At 40.7% G+C, this 19,043-nt stretch carries 18 protein-coding genes and 1 tRNA gene; 9 read left to right on the top strand and 10 right to left on the bottom strand.

Going from position 1 to position 19,043, the window contains the following annotated elements; genetic code table 11:
* Position 1 precedes the first annotated feature (1 nt).
* Positions 2-685: a hypothetical protein gene (locus SU86_RS04475; protein WP_048187743.1), complete on the top strand. Its 684-nt coding sequence runs from the start codon at positions 2-4 to the stop codon at positions 683-685.
* Here SU86_RS04475 and SU86_RS04470 read toward each other — a convergent pair.
* The 3 genes from SU86_RS04470 to SU86_RS04460 are packed head-to-tail and all read right to left on the bottom strand — an operon-like array spanning position 682 to position 3,110.
* Positions 682-1,785: an aldo/keto reductase gene (locus tag SU86_RS04470; RefSeq protein ID WP_048187742.1), complete on the bottom strand. Its 1,104-nt coding sequence runs from the start codon at positions 1,783-1,785 to the stop codon at positions 682-684. The two genes, SU86_RS04475 and SU86_RS04470, sit on opposite strands and share 4 nt — an antisense overlap.
* A gap of 24 nt (positions 1,786-1,809) precedes the next feature.
* Positions 1,810-2,712, bottom strand: coding sequence for a prenyltransferase (locus tag SU86_RS04465; RefSeq protein ID WP_082096127.1), 903 nt, complete (start codon positions 2,710-2,712; stop codon positions 1,810-1,812).
* Positions 2,709-3,110, bottom strand: a complete 402-nt coding sequence (locus tag SU86_RS04460) for a DUF2203 domain-containing protein (protein ID WP_048187741.1) — start codon at positions 3,108-3,110, stop codon at positions 2,709-2,711. The genes SU86_RS04465 and SU86_RS04460 overlap by 4 nt, the downstream gene beginning before the upstream one ends.
* Before the next feature lie 85 nt (positions 3,111-3,195).
* Between SU86_RS04460 and SU86_RS04455 the strand changes: the two genes are divergently transcribed.
* The 3 genes from SU86_RS04455 to SU86_RS04445 are packed head-to-tail and all read left to right on the top strand — an operon-like array spanning position 3,196 to position 4,180.
* Positions 3,196-3,480, top strand: coding sequence for a hypothetical protein (locus SU86_RS04455; protein WP_048187740.1), 285 nt, complete (start codon positions 3,196-3,198; stop codon positions 3,478-3,480).
* Positions 3,477-3,866, top strand: coding sequence for a pyridoxamine 5'-phosphate oxidase family protein (locus SU86_RS04450; protein WP_048187739.1), 390 nt, complete (start codon positions 3,477-3,479; stop codon positions 3,864-3,866). The genes SU86_RS04455 and SU86_RS04450 overlap by 4 nt, the downstream gene beginning before the upstream one ends.
* A gap of 35 nt (positions 3,867-3,901) precedes the next feature.
* Positions 3,902-4,180 carry a peptidylprolyl isomerase gene (locus SU86_RS04445; RefSeq protein WP_048187738.1) on the top strand — a complete coding sequence of 93 codons (279 nt, stop codon included), beginning with the start codon at positions 3,902-3,904 and terminating at the stop codon, positions 4,178-4,180.
* Positions 4,181-4,230: 50 nt separating this feature from the next.
* On the opposite strand, the gene SU86_RS04440 is transcribed toward SU86_RS04445, so the two are convergent.
* Both SU86_RS04440 and SU86_RS04435 read right to left on the bottom strand, forming a co-directional pair.
* Positions 4,231-4,319: transfer RNA gene (locus SU86_RS04440), tRNA-Phe, on the bottom strand.
* A gap of 71 nt (positions 4,320-4,390) precedes the next feature.
* Positions 4,391-5,881: a DEAD/DEAH box helicase gene (locus SU86_RS04435; RefSeq protein WP_048189192.1), complete on the bottom strand. Its 1,491-nt coding sequence runs from the start codon at positions 5,879-5,881 to the stop codon at positions 4,391-4,393.
* A 109-nt stretch (positions 5,882-5,990) separates the two neighbouring features.
* On the opposite strand from SU86_RS04435, the gene SU86_RS04430 reads away from it, so the two are divergent.
* The 5 genes from SU86_RS04430 to SU86_RS04410 all read left to right on the top strand — a co-directional run bounded on the left by SU86_RS04430 (position 5,991) and on the right by SU86_RS04410 (position 13,630).
* Positions 5,991-6,524: a deoxycytidylate deaminase gene (locus tag SU86_RS04430; RefSeq protein WP_420887330.1), complete on the top strand. Its 534-nt coding sequence runs from the start codon at positions 5,991-5,993 to the stop codon at positions 6,522-6,524.
* A 6-nt stretch (positions 6,525-6,530) separates the two neighbouring features.
* The gene (locus tag SU86_RS04425) at positions 6,531-9,077 is read left to right on the top strand and encodes a DNA-directed DNA polymerase I (protein WP_048187737.1); all 2,547 of its coding nucleotides are present in this window, start codon (positions 6,531-6,533) and stop codon (positions 9,075-9,077) included.
* A gap of 68 nt (positions 9,078-9,145) precedes the next feature.
* Entirely contained in the window at positions 9,146-9,739 is a 594-nt protein-coding gene (locus tag SU86_RS04420) for an archaellin/type IV pilin N-terminal domain-containing protein (protein ID WP_052755499.1), read from the top strand.
* Between the two features lie 29 nt (positions 9,740-9,768).
* Positions 9,769-12,300, top strand: a complete 2,532-nt coding sequence (locus SU86_RS04415; RefSeq protein WP_048187736.1) for a hypothetical protein — start codon at positions 9,769-9,771, stop codon at positions 12,298-12,300.
* Between the two features lie 163 nt (positions 12,301-12,463).
* Positions 12,464-13,630 (top strand): hypothetical protein, encoded by a 1,167-nt coding sequence (locus SU86_RS04410; protein ID WP_148550785.1) that lies wholly within the window; start codon positions 12,464-12,466, stop codon positions 13,628-13,630.
* Positions 13,631-13,788: 158 nt separating this feature from the next.
* Here SU86_RS04410 and SU86_RS04405 read toward each other — a convergent pair whose 3' ends face one another.
* The 5 genes from SU86_RS04405 to SU86_RS04385 form a co-directional block, all read right to left on the bottom strand.
* Entirely contained in the window at positions 13,789-14,982 is a 1,194-nt protein-coding gene (locus SU86_RS04405; protein ID WP_048187734.1) for a hypothetical protein, read from the bottom strand.
* Between the two features lie 69 nt (positions 14,983-15,051).
* The gene (locus SU86_RS04400) at positions 15,052-16,752 is read right to left on the bottom strand and encodes a hypothetical protein (protein ID WP_148550783.1); all 1,701 of its coding nucleotides are present in this window, start codon (positions 16,750-16,752) and stop codon (positions 15,052-15,054) included.
* Positions 16,753-16,790: 38 nt separating this feature from the next.
* Positions 16,791-17,447 carry an archaellin/type IV pilin N-terminal domain-containing protein gene (locus SU86_RS04395; protein ID WP_048187732.1) on the bottom strand — a complete coding sequence of 219 codons (657 nt, stop codon included), beginning with the start codon at positions 17,445-17,447 and terminating at the stop codon, positions 16,791-16,793.
* On the bottom strand, positions 17,444-17,929 hold the full coding sequence (locus SU86_RS04390; RefSeq protein WP_048187731.1) for a hypothetical protein: 486 nt from the start codon (positions 17,927-17,929) through the stop codon (positions 17,444-17,446). The genes SU86_RS04395 and SU86_RS04390 overlap by 4 nt, the downstream gene beginning before the upstream one ends.
* On the bottom strand, positions 17,926-19,041 hold the full coding sequence (locus tag SU86_RS04385) for a TackOD1 domain-containing metal-binding protein (protein WP_148550781.1): 1,116 nt from the start codon (positions 19,039-19,041) through the stop codon (positions 17,926-17,928). The genes SU86_RS04390 and SU86_RS04385 overlap by 4 nt, the downstream gene beginning before the upstream one ends.
* Between the last annotated feature and the right edge of the window lie 2 nt (positions 19,042-19,043).

Genomic DNA, 19,043 nt, shown 5'->3' with positions numbered 1-19,043 from the left:
GATGAATCATAGAGGCCTGACGTTTTGGTACAATGCTGCACTGGTGACATTTGCCGTAGTTGCAATGTCAATTACATGGTCGGTTATGAGTTCTGGATTTTCATCCAGTGAGGTAATGAAAGCAGTAGTTGAGGAAGCAGTGCAAGATTCCGCAAATAATCTTCAAGTGATTGGCAAGATTACCGGAGCTGCAGACATTCAGGATGCAACCATAAAACTAACATCAACACCACTGACAGCTACTACAACAGGGCTGATAGACCTAAGGCCTCAGAACATCAAGGTGACATACAAAATAGTAAAGGCCGGCAGCTATGAGATCAGTTATGATAACATCTATGCAGGTACGCTTGAAGGCAAATTTGCATCACTCAAGTCAGCCCTAGAGGCAGCAAAGGAAAAGGGCTTGATAAAGACAAATCCAAATGTTGATTCCGAAAAACCAGATACCACCACGGCATTTTTGTATTTTGTAATAAACCAAGATAATGATATTCTGCTTGGCAATGACGAAATAGCAAATCTTGTTGTGATTTATGCAGACAAGGACAGGCCAACTACTGGTGAGTTCATCAGGCTACAGGTAGAGGAAAGTGAGGGTATGTTACTTGACATGCAGAGAACCATCCCAAACATTTCAGGCTCGGTAGTTGATTTTGGTGGAAAGGTAAAGAAACAAGATTAAGAGACTAGTTTTTTTACCAATTCCGTAAATTCCGCATTCTGCATTGGTGGAGTCTTCATTATCTGCAGGTTTTGATCAACATGGCTCTGTGTTTTTTGTCCAACCAGTGGTGCCAAAACACCAGGAGTTGAGCGAATGAACTGGAGGCATTTTAGCGATGGCGCAGACAATCCACCAAAATCAGGCAGTTTTACTCCGGGCTCAATTAGTCTTCCCTGCATTAATGGAACACTGGTAAACACGCCAATTCCCAAAGTTAAGGTAGCATCAAGTATTGACATTTCTTTGCCACCAACGACTTGGGATTTTAGCATGAATGCTTGATCATAATACATGTTGTATGGTAGCTGGATGAATCTGAATCCATGATTCTCTCCCCCAACTCTGATTGCCATCTGAATCGTATCTTCTAGTGATAGATAGTGTGAGTTTTCCTTTGGTACCCTAAAGCACTCCCATGTGGCCATTCCATAAAATCGAATTTTGCCTTCCTTTCGCTTTTGCTCATAAAATGAAAACACTTTTTCCAGATTTTGCAGAAATTGTTCGCGTGAAATGTCTGGCTGTCCCTCCACGGCATTATGCAAATACATTAGATCAATGCAGTCAAGGCCCAAATTATTCAGGCTACGGTTTAGCTGATCAGCCAAATATGGAATTGTCATGCAGTGATAGCCAGATGAGATGTCGTTTGCGCCAATCACACCTTTAGCAGCATATTCTTTTTGCACATAAGACCAAAACTCTTCTTTTACATCGGCATCGTTTGTGACATAGCCATTTTTTGTGCTCACAAAGATTTGATTGCGCTCTATTTTACCCTCAGATATTAGCTCCGATATCGCTTTTCCCACTGCACGTTCTGCTTTTTGTGCCCTATAGTTAATGGCAGTGTCAATCACATTAATTCCAGATATGACGGATTTTTTGATTGCATCAATTACTGCCACATCAGTCTGCGAATCCGCATTGCCAAGATATGTTCCAATTCCAACATTTGATAGGCTCAGGCCGTGAATGGTTTTGTAATTTTCTGCTACCAGTCCTGGCCTTTGCGTGAATTTTTTTGTTCCATCCGTTGTCGCAAAGCCAGAAATCATACCAGTACGCATTTTGTGTTTGATTTAACTGTTATTTGCCAGTATGGCAATCACAAACGATACAACAAACAGCGCGCCCGTAATCCTAGAAAACAAAACAGTTGATTTCATGATATGGACAAACTCATCCATGTTATCAAGTGATTTTTTTATTTTTGATGCAGATTTGGATATCATGAATATTCCAGTAAACACAATCAGTGAGTAACTTGGAAACATCTCAGTTATTACGCCAAACATAACCAAACCATACACAACAGCTGGAAATACCCAATACAGGGAAGATGCCTTTGATTTTCCCAGAGCGATGACTAGTGTTTTTCTTCCCTTTTGCTTGTCTGCATCATGATCAGGGAAAGACGTGATAAACAAAACAAATGACGATAATGTTCCTGCAATAACTCCAGCGACAATGTTTGTTGGCATGATTGCCTGGGTTTGGATATACATTGTGCCTAGAACTATCATTGTACCCTTGATTCCAACAAATATCTCACCCAATCCGGAATCAACTATTTTTGTAGAATAGAAATAGATGGACAATATTGCAAATCCCAGAATCACTGCAATAATCCAGCCATGAAGAACGATGAAATACGCACCTGCAAGTGAGCCCGAAGCCAGACAGATCATGCCTGCACGATACACTGTGGAGGGCTTGAGCAAGCCCTCAGGCAAAACTCCAGTGCCACCACTGAACTTGGTTCTCTTTGTTATGGTGTCAATTCCCCGCTTGTAGTCCCAATAGTCATTTAGGAGATCAACGCTTGCGTGTAATGCAATTACTCCACCCATCGTTATCACACCAGATATGATATCCAGCGTCTTTGTCTGCCAGTACGATATGGCAAGGCCCAGTGATACTGCAATCACAGATGCTAAGAGAAATTTTATCCTAATTACTCGAAACCAAACAGATATGCTCATACAAGTGACTCGTCGCTAACGCTCAATGGTTTTCGTCCCATAAAGCCGACGTCTTTTTCATGCCAGAACTTTATCTCAGTTTCCCCTTCCTTCCAGCACAACCACACATCCTCATCGAATCTTTTTGATGGGAAATCCAAAAGCCCTTCTTCTAGACTCTTTAGAACAACACCGGTGTTTTCCAGATCTTCTATTAGTCCATAGAATTTTGTTACACCAGAGTTTAGTTGTTTTTTTATTGTGGCATAGTCACCAAGACTAGACGATATTCCCATCTGCGAGTTTAGCTGCGCCTCTAGTTTTTGGACTTCGGCTTTTTGCTTTTGCAGCTCTTTGTATTTGTGAATTACCGCGGGTAGTGCGGCATTAGCTTCTTGAATTGTAAAATACGTAGGCAATATTTTGATTCAAAGAGATCGTCATTAAAAGGATTGTTGTGAAATTCTCTGCAAATTTATTACCACATTATACCCCAACAAGATCATGAGTGAAGAGCAACAGCTAGAAGAATTAATCATGCAGACACTAGATGGTACACTATCTACCATTCCAATTTACATCCAAGAAGTAGAACAGAACAAAGCAGAACTGCAAGTCAATGATGTCAAGGAATTTGTCTTTGGTGTTATAATGGGCATGGCGCTAGGCATGGCAAGCACAGCAATTGCCGCTATACGAAACGGAATGCCTACGGAAGAAGATCAAGTAAAGGTCCGCGATATGGTCTACTCCAAAATTCCGCAGATTCGCGAGAGGATTTTTGGTTGAATTTTTCCCCAAAGGAAAAAGCGTTTTTGCAATCAATCGAGGAAGCAAGATTTGCCACAGTTGGAAATATGCCGCACGTAAAACCGGTCTCTTTTATTTTTGAGGACGATTCATTCTATATTGCGACGGATTACAAAACAAGAACCTACAAAAACGTCAAGGACAATCCAAAGGCCGCAATATCTGTTGATATTTACAAAATCGGCGGACACAAGGCAGTTCTGGCCCAAGGTGAAATCAAAATAATAGAAGAGGGTCCAGAATTTGCAAAGATTTATGCCAAATTCTTTGAGAAATTCGAGTGGGTCAGACGCGATCCCTGGAAGGAAAAAGAGGCACCGTTTCTAAAACTAGTACCAAAGACCAAGACGTCTTGGGGATTATGACAAAATATTTCAAACCCTGATCATACCAACAAACCATGGCAGATAAAATAAAATGCGCCCACATTTTGGTTGAAAAGCAAAGTCAGGCACTCGCCATACTGGAGAGACTAAAAAAAGGAGACAAATTTGCAGATATGGCAAAGGAACTATCGCTAGATACTGGATGCGGCAAGCGAGGCGGAGATTTGGGATATTTTGGAAGAGGTAGAATGGTAAAGCCATTTGAGGCAGCTGCATTTGCATTATCGGTAGGACAGATATCTGAGCCAGTAAAGACAGAGTTTGGTTATCACATCATCAAAAGACTAGCCTGAAAATTCAGAATTAAAATAATCAGACTTTAATATCAGAAATGCGATAAGGCTGGTAGGAGTGGGATTTGAACCCACGATATCTGAGCCACAGATAAACTGTTTTTCAAACAGTCGGCATCCCGAGCTTGCCGATCCTACCACAAAAAACGTGGTAGGAGAACTAATTCATCATTTTAGATAAGTAACTGGTTATTATGAAATAATTAGTCATTAAAAATATGCATCCAGAGATACATCAGATTTTTGCAGGTCTTTTGTTAGCTTGTCACCCATTGATTGAGCTGCCTTGATTTTACGTTGTCCTACCCAATAATACGCCTCATCTATTGTTCCTTTGGCAATTAATACAGTTAGATTTCCTTCTGCTTTTCTTCCAGTCCTGCCCTTTCTTTGGACAAATCGAATCGAGCTTGGTACATTATCAAAGAATATGACATCATTAACTTCGGATATGTCCAGTCCTTCTTCACCTACTCGAGTTGCAATTAGAACCTTGTATTCACCATCCCGGAATTTTTGCACTGTTTCTATTTGCTGTTTTTGTTTTAGGCCTGTCTCGCCTGCCTTGCCAATCAAAAATCCAGCAGACACGCCAAGCTCGACTAGCTTGGAGTGAATTATCTCGACTGAATCCCTATAACTGGTAAACACGATTGCTCTGCCAGACAACGATTTTACAATCTCTGCCAGCTTGATTATTTTGCTGTGCTCTATTCCTTTTTTCTGGGCATCTTGTGCAAATGCTACAGCTCGAATGAAATTGGAATCATTTTCAAACAAATCCTTTATGCCGACTCCTTTTTTCTCCCTAGTTCTATCGCAGAATCGCAAAAACGACGTCACGCCGTGAGATTCCAGAATATTTAGCGCATAGTGTAATCTTATGGCAGTGAACAAGGGTTTTGCAGCTCGGCGGTTTTGCCGCATTACAAAATCACGTGCCCTCAATAGTTGTGATAGTGAGACATTTGTGGACAATCGCAGTCCACATTTTGTCAGCTCTGCATGTCTTGCCTCTAGGGCCTTTCTTAGGTAAAACTGAATTTCCTTCATTTCTTGTGGCAGATCAACTTTGACCCATGTTGTGTTTGTTTTCTGTATGTATGGTGAGACATCAGGACTCTCCTCGTTTCTTTGAGCAATGCTTGCTATGCGTAGTGTGGTGATGATTTCAGTTGCTTTTTCTTTTTCTGCAGGCAAGGTAGCAGTCATGCCCATTATGCGTACCTTTCTGCCTGCAAATCTATTTGCAATACCTGAATATGCATAATCGCCCACAGTACGATGCGCCTCATCAAATATCACCAAAGAGAACTGATCCTCTGATACTATTCCCCGGTCTAGATCATTTTTTGTGATTTCCGGTGTTGCACAAATCACAGAGTTTGCCCAAAGTTTTTTTCGCTTTGGTATTGTATCCTCACCAGTTAACAATCCAATATCATCAAGATTTAGATTATTTTTTAGAAATTCATAGTGTTGATTTGTAAGGACTCTGGTTGGCGCCAAAAACAAAACACCACCTTCTCCGCGGGAAAGATAATCTGCAATCACTTGTAGTGCCACAGTTGTTTTCCCAAGCCCTGTTGGCAACACAACAAGACAGTTCTCAGATTTTGCCTGGTTAGCCAAAGATACTTGGTATTCACGAGTTTCAACGCAGTTTGGCTTGATGAACTTGTGAGAGATATACTCGGACAATACCAAGAAATGGTCCAACTTTGGATTTTATAGTTTCGAGTGATCAAATGTAGCCCACAGGTGAATTCTGAATGAAACCTGAGGGGATCCACCTAAATATCAAAGTCGGATGATTCAATTCATGTGTGCTGGATTTGAGCGTCCAAGCTGGGATGAATATTTCATGCTGCAAGCAGAGCTTGCCAAATTACGATCAAACTGCATGACAAGGCAGGTTGGTGCAGTAATTGTTAGGAACAATCGACAGATTGCCACAGGATACAATGGAACGCCGCCAGGTGTGAAAAACTGCTTTGAGGGTGGATGTAAACGATGCCAACTTCGAATGGAGGGAAAAATAGAGTCAGGCGCATCGCTAGATAGATGCCTGTGTAATCATGCGGAGGCAAACGCCATAATGCATTGCGCCATAATGGGAATCGAGGCTGGAACCAAGGATGCCGTATTATACACAACATTTGTTCCGTGCCTAGAATGCTCTAAAATGGCAATCACAATAGGAATCAAAAAAATAATCTGCCTTGACACATATCCTGAAACAGACTATGGTTTGATGAAAGAGGCCGGAATTGAAATCATCCAGTTGGAGAGAAAAAGAATCCAGCGCTGGGCAAGCGTTTTGTTTGATGAGCCAAAAAGGTAAGATATCATGCTAGTCCAAGAAACACAGCTAAAAACACTTGGTCCATCCCTTTTGGTTTCTGCCACATATGATAACCAAAAACAAGCTGCAGTGCTGAAATTCTACAATCCAGAATCACAAAAACTGATTTTATGGGCAGACGAAATTGGCCACAAGCCATACTGTTATTCCAAGCTAAATCCAGAAGAATTGGGATTTCTTTCCAGCAGAAAGGACATAATAAAAATAGAATCAATCAAGCGAAAGGACTTTCTCAAGGACAAGGAATACGAGATATCAAAGATTACGGTAACAGACCCTCTTGCAATTGGTGGAACTCAAACCGATAAAAGTATTCGAAACATCATAGAAACATGGGAGTCAGACATCAAGTATTACGAGAACTATCTGTATGACAGGGGCCTAATAGTAGGCAAGTTCTATGAAATCAAGGACGGCAAGATAGTTCCACATGACTTTGAAATGAGCGAAGAAGTATCCCTTGCAATGAAAAGCCTACTGCTTGATGTAAACACCACAAAAGGCATAGTAAACACAAAAGAATTTCAAGAATACATCACACAGTGGGCAGAATTACTAAATCAGCCAATTCCTGCAATGAAGAGGATCAGTTTTGATATTGAGGTTGAATCAGAAATTGGAAGAATTCCAGACCCAAAGATTGCGGAAAAACGAGTCACAGCAATTGGATTTGAGGGGACAGATGCGCTCAAGCAGATATTCATTTTGCGCAAGGATGGTTCCAATGACGGCAAAAACGAGCTTCCTGAAGGCGTAAAAGCGACATTTTACGCACAATCAGACGAAAAAAAGATGATTGAAGACGCATTCAAACTGATTGCGGAATATCCGTTTGTGATAACATTCAACGGTGATGATTTTGACATGCCATACTTGTATAACAGAGCGGAAAGACTGGGAATAAAAAATTCTGAAAACCCGCTCTACATGATGCGAGACTCTGCCACACTAAAGCAGGGAGTTCACATTGATCTGTATCGCACCATGTCAAATAGATCATTTCAGATCTATGCATTTTCTCACAAGTACACCGACTTTTCGCTGAATAGTGTCTCAAAGGCTTTGCTAAACGAATCAAAACTGAACTATGGAGTTGAATTAGATCAATTGACAAACTATCAGCTTGCCAGCTATTGTTACAATGATGCCCGTATAACGTACAAGCTTACCAGCTTCAACAATGATCTTTTGATGAATCTGCTGGTGGTAATTTCCAGAATAGCAAGGATGCCCATTGATGATATTGCAAGAATGGGCGTATCTCAGTGGATTCGCAGTTTGTTGTATTATGAGCACAGGCAACGAAATGCACTCATTCCAAGACGAGAGGAGCTGGATTCCAAATCACAGGGAGTGATGAACGATGCAGTAATCAAGGATAAAAAATACCGCGGAGGATTGGTGGTAGAGCCAACAGAGGGAATTCATTTTGATGTCACAGTTATGGACTTTGCCAGTCTGTATCCAAGTATAATCAAGGTTCGAAATCTTTCATACGAAACGGTACGGTGTGTTCATGAAGAATGCAAATCAAACAAAATTCCAGATACAAACCACTGGGTCTGCACAAAATATAACGGATTGACATCAATGTTGATTGGCTCGCTTCGGGATTTACGCGTAAATTACTACAAATCTCTAGCAAAAAAAGCAAAAACCCTAGAGCAAAAAGAGCAATATACCGTAGTCAGCCAAGCGCTCAAAGTCATACTAAATGCCAGCTATGGTGTGATGGGTGCAGAAATATTCCCATTATACTTTTTGCCAGCAGCTGAGGCTACCACTGCAGTCGGTCGATATATCATCATGGAGACCATAAAAAAATGCAAAGAAAATGGAGTCGAGGTATTGTATGGAGACACGGACTCTCTATTTGTTAAAAATCCAACAGCAGAACAAATTCACAAAGTAATTGAGGACACCAAAACAGAACAAGGAGTTGATCTTGAAATCGATAAAGAATACCGCTATGTTGTGTTGAGTGGTAGAAAGAAAAACTATCTTGGTGTGACAAAGGAAGGCAAAGTAGACGTCAAGGGATTAACCGGAAAGAAATCCCATACACCACCATTCATTCGAACATTATTCTTTGAGGTCCTAAACGTATTATCTGGAGTTCAAACTGCACAAGATTTCGAGAATGCCAAAAAACAGATCAGCCAAAAAATCTCCGAGTGTGCAATCAAAGTCAAAGAAAAGAAAATCCCAATCTCCGAGCTTGCATTCAATGTTATGATTAGCAAGGCCCCATCGGAATATGACAAGACCATCCCACAACACATCCGGGCAGCCAAATTACTGGAACAACAGCGCGAAATAAAGCGGGGTGACATCATATCATACGTCAAGATTCTAAACAAACCAGGCGTAAAACCAGTGGAAATGGCCAGACCTGATGAGATAGATTCCGAAAAATACATGGAGTTTATGGAATCTACACTTGACCAAATCACATCATCAATGGATTTGGATTTTGATAGTATGGTAGGCAAGCCAAAACAGACTGGTCTGGACCAGTTTTTCTGGAATTAGATAAAGAATAATGTTGTAGTTCCTGCACAGCATTCGCCTTAACAGCACGCCTGTCTGATCATCATACAATGAATACAAACATCAACAATCGACGACTTCATTCACGCAGAGGAGTAGCCCCAATCATTGCTACACTATTGCTAGTTGCAATAGCCGTAGTTGGTGGAGCAATTGTCTTTGCGTACTCGCAGAACTTCTTCAGCTCATCGCAGATCAGCGGCAAACCAAACATAGAATCACTAAAAGTGGTTGGTTATGATGGAAGAGATATTGCAGGTGGTTTGTTTGATCATAATGGATTAGCAATCGTACCTACAGCAGGCGGTGTTTCTGATAATCTCAAGAGCAGCGGTGAATTTGTTACAGCATACCTGAAAAACGATAGTGTTCAGGCAGTAACCCTAGGAGAAGTGAGATTGGGTGGAGCTACGTTTGATTATGTAGCAGCCCCTACAGCGTTAGCAGCTGGTGATTATGGAGTTTATGCTGGAACAGCATTGATTACTTCACCAGTAGGAGAAATTCAACCAGGACAGACAGCTACAGTAGTAATGAATCTGGGCGAAAACATGAAAATCGGTCGAGATGCACAATTCAAGATTACCACTACGAACGGTGCCGTATTTGTAGGCACGGTAGTTATTGGACAACAAAGTGGCTAATCTCCTCTTTTTCTTTTTATGGAGACAAAATGACAACAAACACCTCTGAAAAAGCCTTTTTGATTTTAACAATAATCTTTGTTTTGATTTCAGGAAATGTTGTTTTAATCTCTGCCCAATCTGAAAAATCTGCAGTTTCACTTAGAATCGAATTTTCACCACCAAAAATAGAACAAACAGAAGCAGAGCATGAGATTGGCTATGTTTGGTTTGAAAACAAGGCAGAGAATCTGATTACCACATCAAATGACATAACCATCAAACTAACGTCTTCTAATCCCGAGATTGTATCAGTTAGTGATTCTGTCATCATACAGGCAGGCCAGGAATTTGCCACATTTGGAGTAAACACACATGGAATAAAGGGGCAAGCAAAGATTTTTGCGTCATATAATGATCATAGCAACTTTGCCGAGATGAGTATTGGCGAGCAAGATTTTACGGAAAATGATCTGCGTCTAGTCATCAACTTGGCAGCAAGTGAGATGAATGTTGACTCGCAAATGCCATTTTCATTTTATCTGATAAACTCTGAGGGAAAAATCACGCAGGCTCCATTTGATATTCCAATTTCAATGGAGTATGAGGAAGGCCTGATCACAGTTGAAGTTGCAGAACCAACAATAAAGAAGGGAGACAGCTATGCTTGGGGAATCATACAAACCAAAGACAAGGTTGGGAATGCGTTTTTGCGTGCAACATCAGAGAAGCTTGGATTTGATGAAGCAAAAGAAATCAAGATCTCATCGTCACTCCCATCATCATTGTCAGTGGACATATTTCCAGAACGAGTACCATCTGCACTAAAAAGAGACATTGAGGTCCTAGTCACTCTGATTGATTCAGATGGATTGCCAACCCTGGCACAAGAAGATATCAAAGTCGAGTTTTTCTCAGACGATGTATCAATTAATAACCAAATCGATAGGAAAATCAAAGAAGAAAGCATCAAGGGAATAATAAAAAAAGGCGAGTTTAGCTATAGATTCACACCAAGACTGGACTTTTTCAAAGAGAATCAAACAATAACAATTGGTGCTGCGACAAAGGGGCTTGGCGTTGCAACAGATACGCTAGAGACAGTAAAACCAATCACTACAAACAATCCTCTTGCGGAAAACAAAACACTTGCAGTATATGCATTGGATAGAATTCCAACCAAATCACAATCAGTAGCAGTATATCAGATGGGAATCATGGTTGACAAAGAAAAAGAAGAAACAGAAAATGGTGATTCAACAGAAGAAAACACAGAGGAAAAAGAGCAGGAATTCTATCCTATTTTGATTAATGAAAACTATGATTCCATTGGATCAGAGCAACGAATCAATATGATATCAAGCAACGATTTGATATTACAAATAAGTGATCTAGGCAGGATCACAGCGTCTTCTTCTCATGGTACAGCAATAATACAGACGGGTCAGGAGACGGGTCCAGTCTATCTTTCATCTACGATCAAAGGCATTGGTTCTGCATCTACCACCACCGAGATAATCAACACCCTAAAGCAAGAACAGACCACATTGTTTTCTCCTACAGGCACAAATGCAATATCATTTGACAAAACCGGCAGGTTTGATTTCTTTGTAATGTCACTTGATCAGAAAGGAAGGCCCACACTAGTGGAAAATGAAATCAGATATTTGATTACACCAATCAATGAAATACTCACAATAGAAAAAGGAAAGTCCTTTGCACATGTCAATTTCCAAGGAAATGCAATCCAGACAGAAAGCGAGACAATAGCAATCAAGACAATACCAATCGGAGAATCGGCAGATGCAGACTTGGAGGTGACAAGCAACTATGCAAAAAATCCAACCGCACAGATTGCAATGAGCATACCGCAAAAGAAACTCAATTCTGATGGGGAATATTTTGGTGCAATTCAACTCGTTGACTTTAATGGAAATCCAATCATACTTGGAAATGATTTGCAGGTAAAGCTTGCAACATCGGAGCTTGGAATAATCGAGGTTCAGGAGTCAGCAATCATTTCAGCCGGCGGATCATATGTCGAGTTCCCAATATCCCCAGTAAAGGATGGTGATGTAAAGATCACAGCTACTGGAAAAGGCATAGTTGGTGCAGAATCAGATGTTTTAGTAAAAACATTAGTAACAAAACTAAAGATCAGTGTAGGCAGTGTTTCAGAGCCTGTGACGCTAGAGCAGCCAACGCAGATGAAAATTTACGTAGATGATGAGGAGGATAATTCAGTCGGCGGTGCAACAATACGAGTAGTATCTGCTGACTCTACCATATCGCCTGAGGTATTGACTACTGGTGATGATGGCTCTGCTACCATTCAATTCAATGCCAAAAAATCACCCAAAATGTCTTTGCAGATTTTGGCATCAGCCGAAGGATACACTGAGGACTCAAAGGCAGTCGAGTTTGAAGTGGCCCAAGTAGTAGAGGAGACAAAAACAGAGCTTCCAGACTGGGTTATCTATGGTGCAATAGCTGGCGTGATTGCAATCGGTGGTGGAATCTTTGCGTTTTTGAGAAATCCAAAGAAGAAACTACAAGAAGACGAAGATGAAATCTACGATTAGTCGGTTCAAATTCAATTTCCCGCGTGATTTGTAGGGGTAGTAGTTAAGGCTTGACTTTTTGCACTAGAGTGGATTTGGGTAGGGGATTATCTGTGCTAGTATGAGGCTGGATTATGTTTAAGAAAAGAGAAAGTTTTTGAGATTAAATCCACTAATTATGGTAATGAGTAAAAGCGGTAGATCGGAATACAATTTCTATGATAATCGTAGTGTCAATTTCATCATTAATCATGTAACAATTAACAATATTCAAATTCAAAATCAGAATAGTACTTTAGAGATTCTGAAACTAATAGGGAAAATAATTCCCCTAATTCCTCTTTTAATTCCACTCTTTGGTTCTTTTACAAGTAATTTTGATGGAGACGGTTATGTTGCAACAAATGGACAGAATCACATTCCTTTCTTGGTTACTGTTATGGGCCAACCAGAGACAACTACCTCTGAAGGAGGCAGCATTACAATGTCTGTCGGCAATACTGAAGTGATGTATCTGCCTTCCGCAGATGGAATTAATGCAATAACCCCGCCCAATTTGGTTTTCACAAATATACAAAAAATCGAACACCCAATAATTGAATTTGATCAAAGAGATTATTCTTGGAATGACAAAGTCTATCTTTCAATAACAGATCCAGCTAGTAATATCAATCCAAATGAAATCGACTTTGTTGGTTCATTTAATAACAAAAAACTCGAAATTTTTACTGATAGTGGAAAACATTTGGATTATGTATTAAGCGAAACTGGAAAAAATTCTAATTTTTTCACTGGAGAGATACAGCTGACAGGTTTTCTACTTGGAGATGTGAACAATGACGGTATTGAAGATATATTGACGAGTGAAACAAGTGGAATTGGCCCATATAATGGAAAAATAGGGACTGCTCAAAGTGACAAAATCACAGCGCGTTATTATTATGCACCAGGAGAATATGTTGACACCTCAGTACCGATTAGAATGTATCTAGGTGAACTAGGCTTTTTTATGAGATCATATGACATTGCTCAAAAACCAATTTTAAGATTAAATGATTATGACTTGAATCTTGCATATGGAGACAAATCCGATATTGTTAGTGTTAATGTAAAGTCTGATTCTGATCTGAATGGGATTGTTGTGCAGTTGCATGAGACATGGCCAGGAGTTTTTGAAGGAGAAATTCCAACTTCACAAGTAAAAACCAGCAGCTCACTATTGGTTTCTCCAGGTGACGAAATAACTGCAACTTATTATGATAAAACACTTCCAGATCCATATGCTAAAGGGGAGATACTTCCAATTTTAGCCACAACACAAATTCAAAAAACTAATCAAGTAAATTATTAAATAATTTTCAATGTGGCTTCAACCTTAAGATACAACTCTAATTTTTCCAGATCGTCCTTTCTATCATACATATCAAGATACGCAGTATGTCCTACCACTGCATGAGCAATATCAGTATCATGCACTCTTCTTGCTCTTGTGAAAAAATAAAAAAGAGATTATTGTCTTTGTGTCTCAATTAGGGCATAGCTTACCTTAAAGTTGGCAGCCTCAATCAAAGAGCACTGGAACTCAAATCCCATCTGGCCGCTTGGATTTACAACAGGGCTAATCTCCTCTGCCTGTGCATATGACGCAGTGTGCGGTCCAATTCCGGACAAGACACAGATAGGACTGGTAGCAAATTGCGGCGGGTTTTGCGTTACCTTGCCTGTCTCAACCACGCTAAACAAGACAATTGTGGTATCCGTTTTTAGCTCAGAGTCCACCACAAGCACGTTTCCATCAATAGAGTTTGCAAGCTCTATGCATGGTGGAGTCTTGCCTGGTGCAGAGCAGCTGTCGCCATACAATGGATCTGCAAAGCTAAATGACAGTGTGTTATAGTGGAATATCACACCTGGGTCCGGTGGACCAGTCTGATCTATTGGCTGATTCACTACATAACACTCGATGTCTTGTCCTGCACTGAGGGTTATAGTTCCACCAATGTTTTCAGGGCAGTTTCCATCGCCTCGAATTTCTACAAATTCATAGCCAACAAGCCCTGCCTCTGCAAGCACTGCGGGAGTATCTGCCTGTAGTGTTACCTTGGTTCCATTGGATAATGTTGTACCTCCATTGATGGATAGTCCAAAAGATTCGGCGGAAGGTGTCGGGTTGCCATCATTGTTGATTACTACCTTGTAGATTTTGACTGTAGGCGGATCACTCACAGTACCATCACCTGTAGGAGTTGGTTGATTCACAATGTAACATTCTATTTTTTGCCCATCATCCAGTGTTATCGTGCCTCCAAGATTTTCTGGACAATGTCCATCGCCTCGAATCTCCACAAAGCTAAAGCCTGGTGCTCCGGCCTCTGTCAAAGTCACTGGTTTGTTCTTTGATATTGTAAATGTTGTTCCGTTTGTGTTGACAAGCGTGTCTTTTAGCTTGACGCCAAAGGTAGACATTGGTGGTGTTGGATTGCCATCATTGTTGATTACTACCTTGTAGATTTTGACTTTGGGTGAGTCGTACGAATTGTTGCCATGATTGTTATTGTCACGATCATCACGATCATGATTGTTGTTTCCGTTGTAGCCGTTATTGTTGCCCGTAGCGCTTGCCATCAAGCCAGATTCAGGCGTAATTACGCCAAAGACAAGTGCTCCAAGGCCAATAACTGCCAGCATTGTTATTTTATTCATTAAATCAGAGATGAGATTTGGATTTAAACGGGTGATGCTGTGTTATTTGGTAAACATTTTTACCAAAATCTATGGCGATACTTGGAGTAGTATTTCTGCAATAGGTCCTATTGGGAATGGGTTTGCAGTATCACCATTTTTTATGACATCTCCGTCAGCCAATACATACATGACGTACATCTGGGTGTCCAGTACCGGGGGTGCCTTGGCTCGGAATTGTATGGTTTTTGCACTTCCTGCAGCACCTGAGATGTCTTGGTTTAGAATTCCAACTATTTGCGATGACGTATCAATAAAGGTCTGATACGTTGGGGTCGAAAATCCATTATGTGATAGCATAGTCACATCAGTCCATCCCTTTGGTATGTTTATGATCAGCCTAGAGCCAGAGCCAATCACGTTTGTTACACTGGTATCAAAATCTGCAATTGTTGCATTAAATGTCTTGTATGTGCCGGGCTTGATATTAGTCATATTTGATAGGATGTTACTCGGATTTGATGAGCCAACTGCATTGGACAAAAACACGTTTGGTATTGCAGAGCCGGTGTTTCTCATAGAAGAGCCATATCCTGCTTTGCCAAACTGACCCAAAGTGGTAAAGACGTTTGTCTGAATCAGTATGGTCTCCAAGTCGTCTTGTGCGCCTGCAAGTGAGCCAGCAGTAACTTGTACCAAAAATGGATAGACGGATTTTGGTGGAATCACCTGTGGTGTGACAGAGTTTTTCCACATGAGTTGGTTTCCAGCAGGACACGACCAGGAGCTTGGGGTCGGTGCCACAGTTACCGGAGAACACCCATTTACATCAAAAATCTTGTCGTTTGATTGTGCCCTAGGAGTTACTGCGTTTATGACCACCTTGCTTACGTAAATCGGCTGGCTGGTCGGATTTACCACATTTACACCCCATAGTCCTCTCTGTGCAGAATCTCCAAATGGCGATGGTAAAACCATGAAAATCTCAGGTTTGGAGAGCAATGTTTGGGTCAGTATGGTTCCCAAGCCGTTGTTATCTCGCAGATACACCAACTGTTTTTCATTGTTGCTCTGAATCGGTGTTTTTGTTGGCTCGTCTACTCCTCTTGCAAATCCAGAAAATGTCACATTTGTTCCAATTGTTCCCATCAAATTGTACTTCCACGCAAATATGGCCGACTCTGCAGGTGCAAGATCAGATGTAACTTGTATGACTGGAGATGATGCAATAACAGTAGATGATGGTGCGACTACTATTGGATCTGCGGTGACATTTAGTATTCGAGTATTGCCAGTGTTGGTTACAAAAAGCCAAGCAGTTGCATTTTCTCCTATTCGAACATCTGGCGGATCAATCATCATCTTTGCTTTGAGTGGACCTCGTCCACCAACTTCTAGCTCTGCGGTACGTATCGTACCAATTGAAGAGATCACTTTAACCAAGTAATCCCCAGAATCCATGTATAACGGATAGTTTTCAAGAATCTGAGTTCCATATCCCGGGGCCAAAACAGATTCAGTATAATTGGTCTCAAACTTTGTTGCAGGCCGACTCGGATCAGTCTGGTTGATTATCCAAATATTATCAATCTGCAAAGAATTGCTGCCCTGATTTTTTACATATACTGCAAGACGATTATTATCAACATTATCCGCGGAAACAGAAACAATGAATTTTTCCTGAATTTTTTTAATTTCAGCATCTGCAATTACCTGCTGAGTTTTTATCATATCCGATTGTGTCTCTATTATCAGGTATGACACAGACAATCCGCCAGATAGTAAAACCAAGAAAAACACCGAGCCGACGATGGTTGAGATTCCCCGCGTTATCTTATTTCACCACTCAAAATGACATTTTCAGATGCACGAACTCCACCAAAGTTGATTCCAGTCAGGATTGGCTTGGATAACGCAATGTCTGAGGATAGCGCATCATCAAGTTTGATTATTAGTCGCACTTCCTCGTCTGCATCTACCTTGTTTTCGGATTTTTGAGCGAGTCCGGTAACAGAAATTATGCTAAATTTTCCATTTAGTGGGTATTTTCCGGCATAGTCATTGCTGCTTGCATCAAGGGACTTGCCGCCGGTGTTTTGGTCCCAAACATGCTGAATGCCATTGATTTGTATTCCCTTGAGATATACAGATTCTGTGCTGACATTTCTGATTTGTAATGCCAGAAATTCAGTTCCAGGGTTTGCACTGTTTGGAATGTTATCGGCAAACCCCTGACATCCCTTGGCACAGAGTTTTTTGTCAAATTTGTTATCAATGCTGCCAATGCCCAAAAGATCATTTGAATCACGAGTATCATATCCAGTGAGCTTGATTGCATATGACGATTGTAAAGAATCAGATTCCGGCGTATTTTGAAAGCCACTGCCATAAACAAGGCTTGCCAAGAACACAGAACCCGCAGTGGTTATTCCCAAAAGCATCAGGGTTGCAATTATTTCAGATATGCCTCGTCTTTTTGTAATCATGTGTTAAACGGCCTCGCTGAGATTTCAAAGAAATTCCCCTTTTCTGTCGTGATTGCTATTTTGTATTCTGCATCTCGGTATATCGGATCATCCCATTGTGCAACAGAGATGTTTCCAATTTCTGATATTGTGAGGCCTATCTTTGGTTGTACGTTTATGGAGATGTTTTGATCATTTACGATTAACTCTTGGGTTTCCATTTTTACTATGGTGACTTTGTTTATTGTAGACTCGGTTGTGCCCACATTTCTAATTGAAATTGTAACTTGTTTGCTGACAGGATCAAATCGTATATGCTCAAACACAATATCCTCTTGTCCCTTTTCGCTTTCGAGTGTAATGCCGCTTGCAAGGCGGTTGTTTATCTCACCGACTTGGTTTAACCCCTTGGTAACTATGACAGTCCCAATTGGGACAACTATGGCAAGCATGAAAAGCGTGCCTATAATCTGACTTACTGCACGCCTAGATTTCCATTTCATGTGGGTTTATCGCCATCTGGTTTTTTGCTTTTAGCAGAGACGATTTTTTGGACTTCGGTTGTGATCTCATCAATGTTTTGTGACGATATTATGGACAGATTATACTTGGATGCAATGGATTTGGTCATCTCAGAAACAGATGAGAATCCAATCAAGATTGCTATTTTTGGCATCGTATCAAGAATCTGAATCAGTTTGGAATCAATCTCAGAGTTGTTTTCTATCAAACTATTAATGAAAACAAAAATCGATTGATCAGCCCCGGTTCCAACAATATCAACAATTTGATCAATTCCACTTTTTCCCTTTATGGTGTGATTTTCAGATACCGTGTAGTTGTGTTTTGTAAGAATTTTTGCAATTTCCTCCCTTATCTTTTCTTGATCTAGAGTAGACTTTTCAGTGTCATTTGATAAAAGATAGTTGTACAGTATGATCGAGTCTGCTTGGTTTACAGTAAAATCATGATCAAATTCGTTGCAGTGAAGATTGACCTTGGCTTCATCAAATTTGTCCTTGCAATCATTGCACAAATACCAAGAGGCCGGCAATCGTAGTTCTTTTTCCTGATTTTTGATCAGTTTTTTGCATGATGGGCATTTTAGCTCGGCCTGACCCCCAAAGTGTTTTCTCTCCGAGATGAACCCACATGCCCTATGCTCAAGTAGGTTGAGTTTTTCCACATTAATGGAGCTGCACTTTGGGCAGCTGATCCTAATGCTGAGCAGAAACGATGTCTTGTGCTCCGGACAGATTAGAAATTTGTTATTGACCAGCTTGTCAAACATGCTCAGATTGACCAGATTATTCAAAAACTCTACATCGTAGTCCGGTAGCTCTCGTAGAATCCTATACCCAAACGTGGCAGTCTTGTGGTCTATTTCAGGCACAAGCAGACCGTTGTAACCATCTTTTGCTTTTTTTATCAAAAACGAGATTTTCTCACTATTTTGTTCCTGCCATTTTGATAGTTCTGCGTCTATGTTTTTCTCTTGGTATTTTTGCTCAAACTTTTGAGGCTTGACGCTACCCTTCCCTTTGATACGGTTTAGCTGAAACATGACGTCCAATGTTTTCATTGATTCCAAAAATGTAAACGGGATGCTGTTCATTT

The sequence above is a fragment of the Candidatus Nitrosotenuis cloacae genome (assembly GCF_000955905.1).
In the GTDB taxonomy this organism is placed as follows: Archaea; Thermoproteota; Nitrososphaeria; order Nitrososphaerales; family Nitrosopumilaceae; genus Nitrosotenuis; species Nitrosotenuis cloacae.
This window is presented reverse-complemented; position numbering and strand designations above follow the sequence as displayed.

Bases quoted from the DNA above. Each gene is read 5' to 3' on its own strand.
- SU86_RS04475 (WP_048187743.1), top strand. From the start codon at position 2: ATGAATCATAGAGGCCTGACGTTTTGGTACAATGCTGCACTGGTGACA.
- SU86_RS04470 (WP_048187742.1), bottom strand. From the start codon at position 1,785: ATGATTTCTGGCTTTGCGACAACGGATGGAACAAAAAAATTCACGCAA.
- SU86_RS04465 (WP_082096127.1), bottom strand. From the start codon at position 2,712: ATGAGCATATCTGTTTGGTTTCGAGTAATTAGGATAAAATTTCTCTTA.
- SU86_RS04455 (WP_048187740.1), top strand. From the start codon at position 3,196: ATGAGTGAAGAGCAACAGCTAGAAGAATTAATCATGCAGACACTAGAT.
- SU86_RS04445 (WP_048187738.1), top strand. From the start codon at position 3,902: ATGGCAGATAAAATAAAATGCGCCCACATTTTGGTTGAAAAGCAAAGT.
- SU86_RS04430 (WP_420887330.1), top strand. From the start codon at position 5,991: ATGATTCAATTCATGTGTGCTGGATTTGAGCGTCCAAGCTGGGATGAA.
- SU86_RS04425 (WP_048187737.1), top strand. From the start codon at position 6,531: ATGCTAGTCCAAGAAACACAGCTAAAAACACTTGGTCCATCCCTTTTG.
- SU86_RS04420 (WP_052755499.1), top strand. From the start codon at position 9,146: ATGAATACAAACATCAACAATCGACGACTTCATTCACGCAGAGGAGTA.
- SU86_RS04415 (WP_048187736.1), top strand. From the start codon at position 9,769: ATGACAACAAACACCTCTGAAAAAGCCTTTTTGATTTTAACAATAATC.
- SU86_RS04410 (WP_148550785.1), top strand. From the start codon at position 12,464: ATGAGTAAAAGCGGTAGATCGGAATACAATTTCTATGATAATCGTAGT.
- SU86_RS04405 (WP_048187734.1), bottom strand. From the start codon at position 14,982: ATGAATAAAATAACAATGCTGGCAGTTATTGGCCTTGGAGCACTTGTC.
- SU86_RS04395 (WP_048187732.1), bottom strand. From the start codon at position 17,447: ATGATTACAAAAAGACGAGGCATATCTGAAATAATTGCAACCCTGATG.
- SU86_RS04390 (WP_048187731.1), bottom strand. From the start codon at position 17,929: ATGAAATGGAAATCTAGGCGTGCAGTAAGTCAGATTATAGGCACGCTT.
- SU86_RS04385 (WP_148550781.1), bottom strand. From the start codon at position 19,041: ATGAACAGCATCCCGTTTACATTTTTGGAATCAATGAAAACATTGGAC.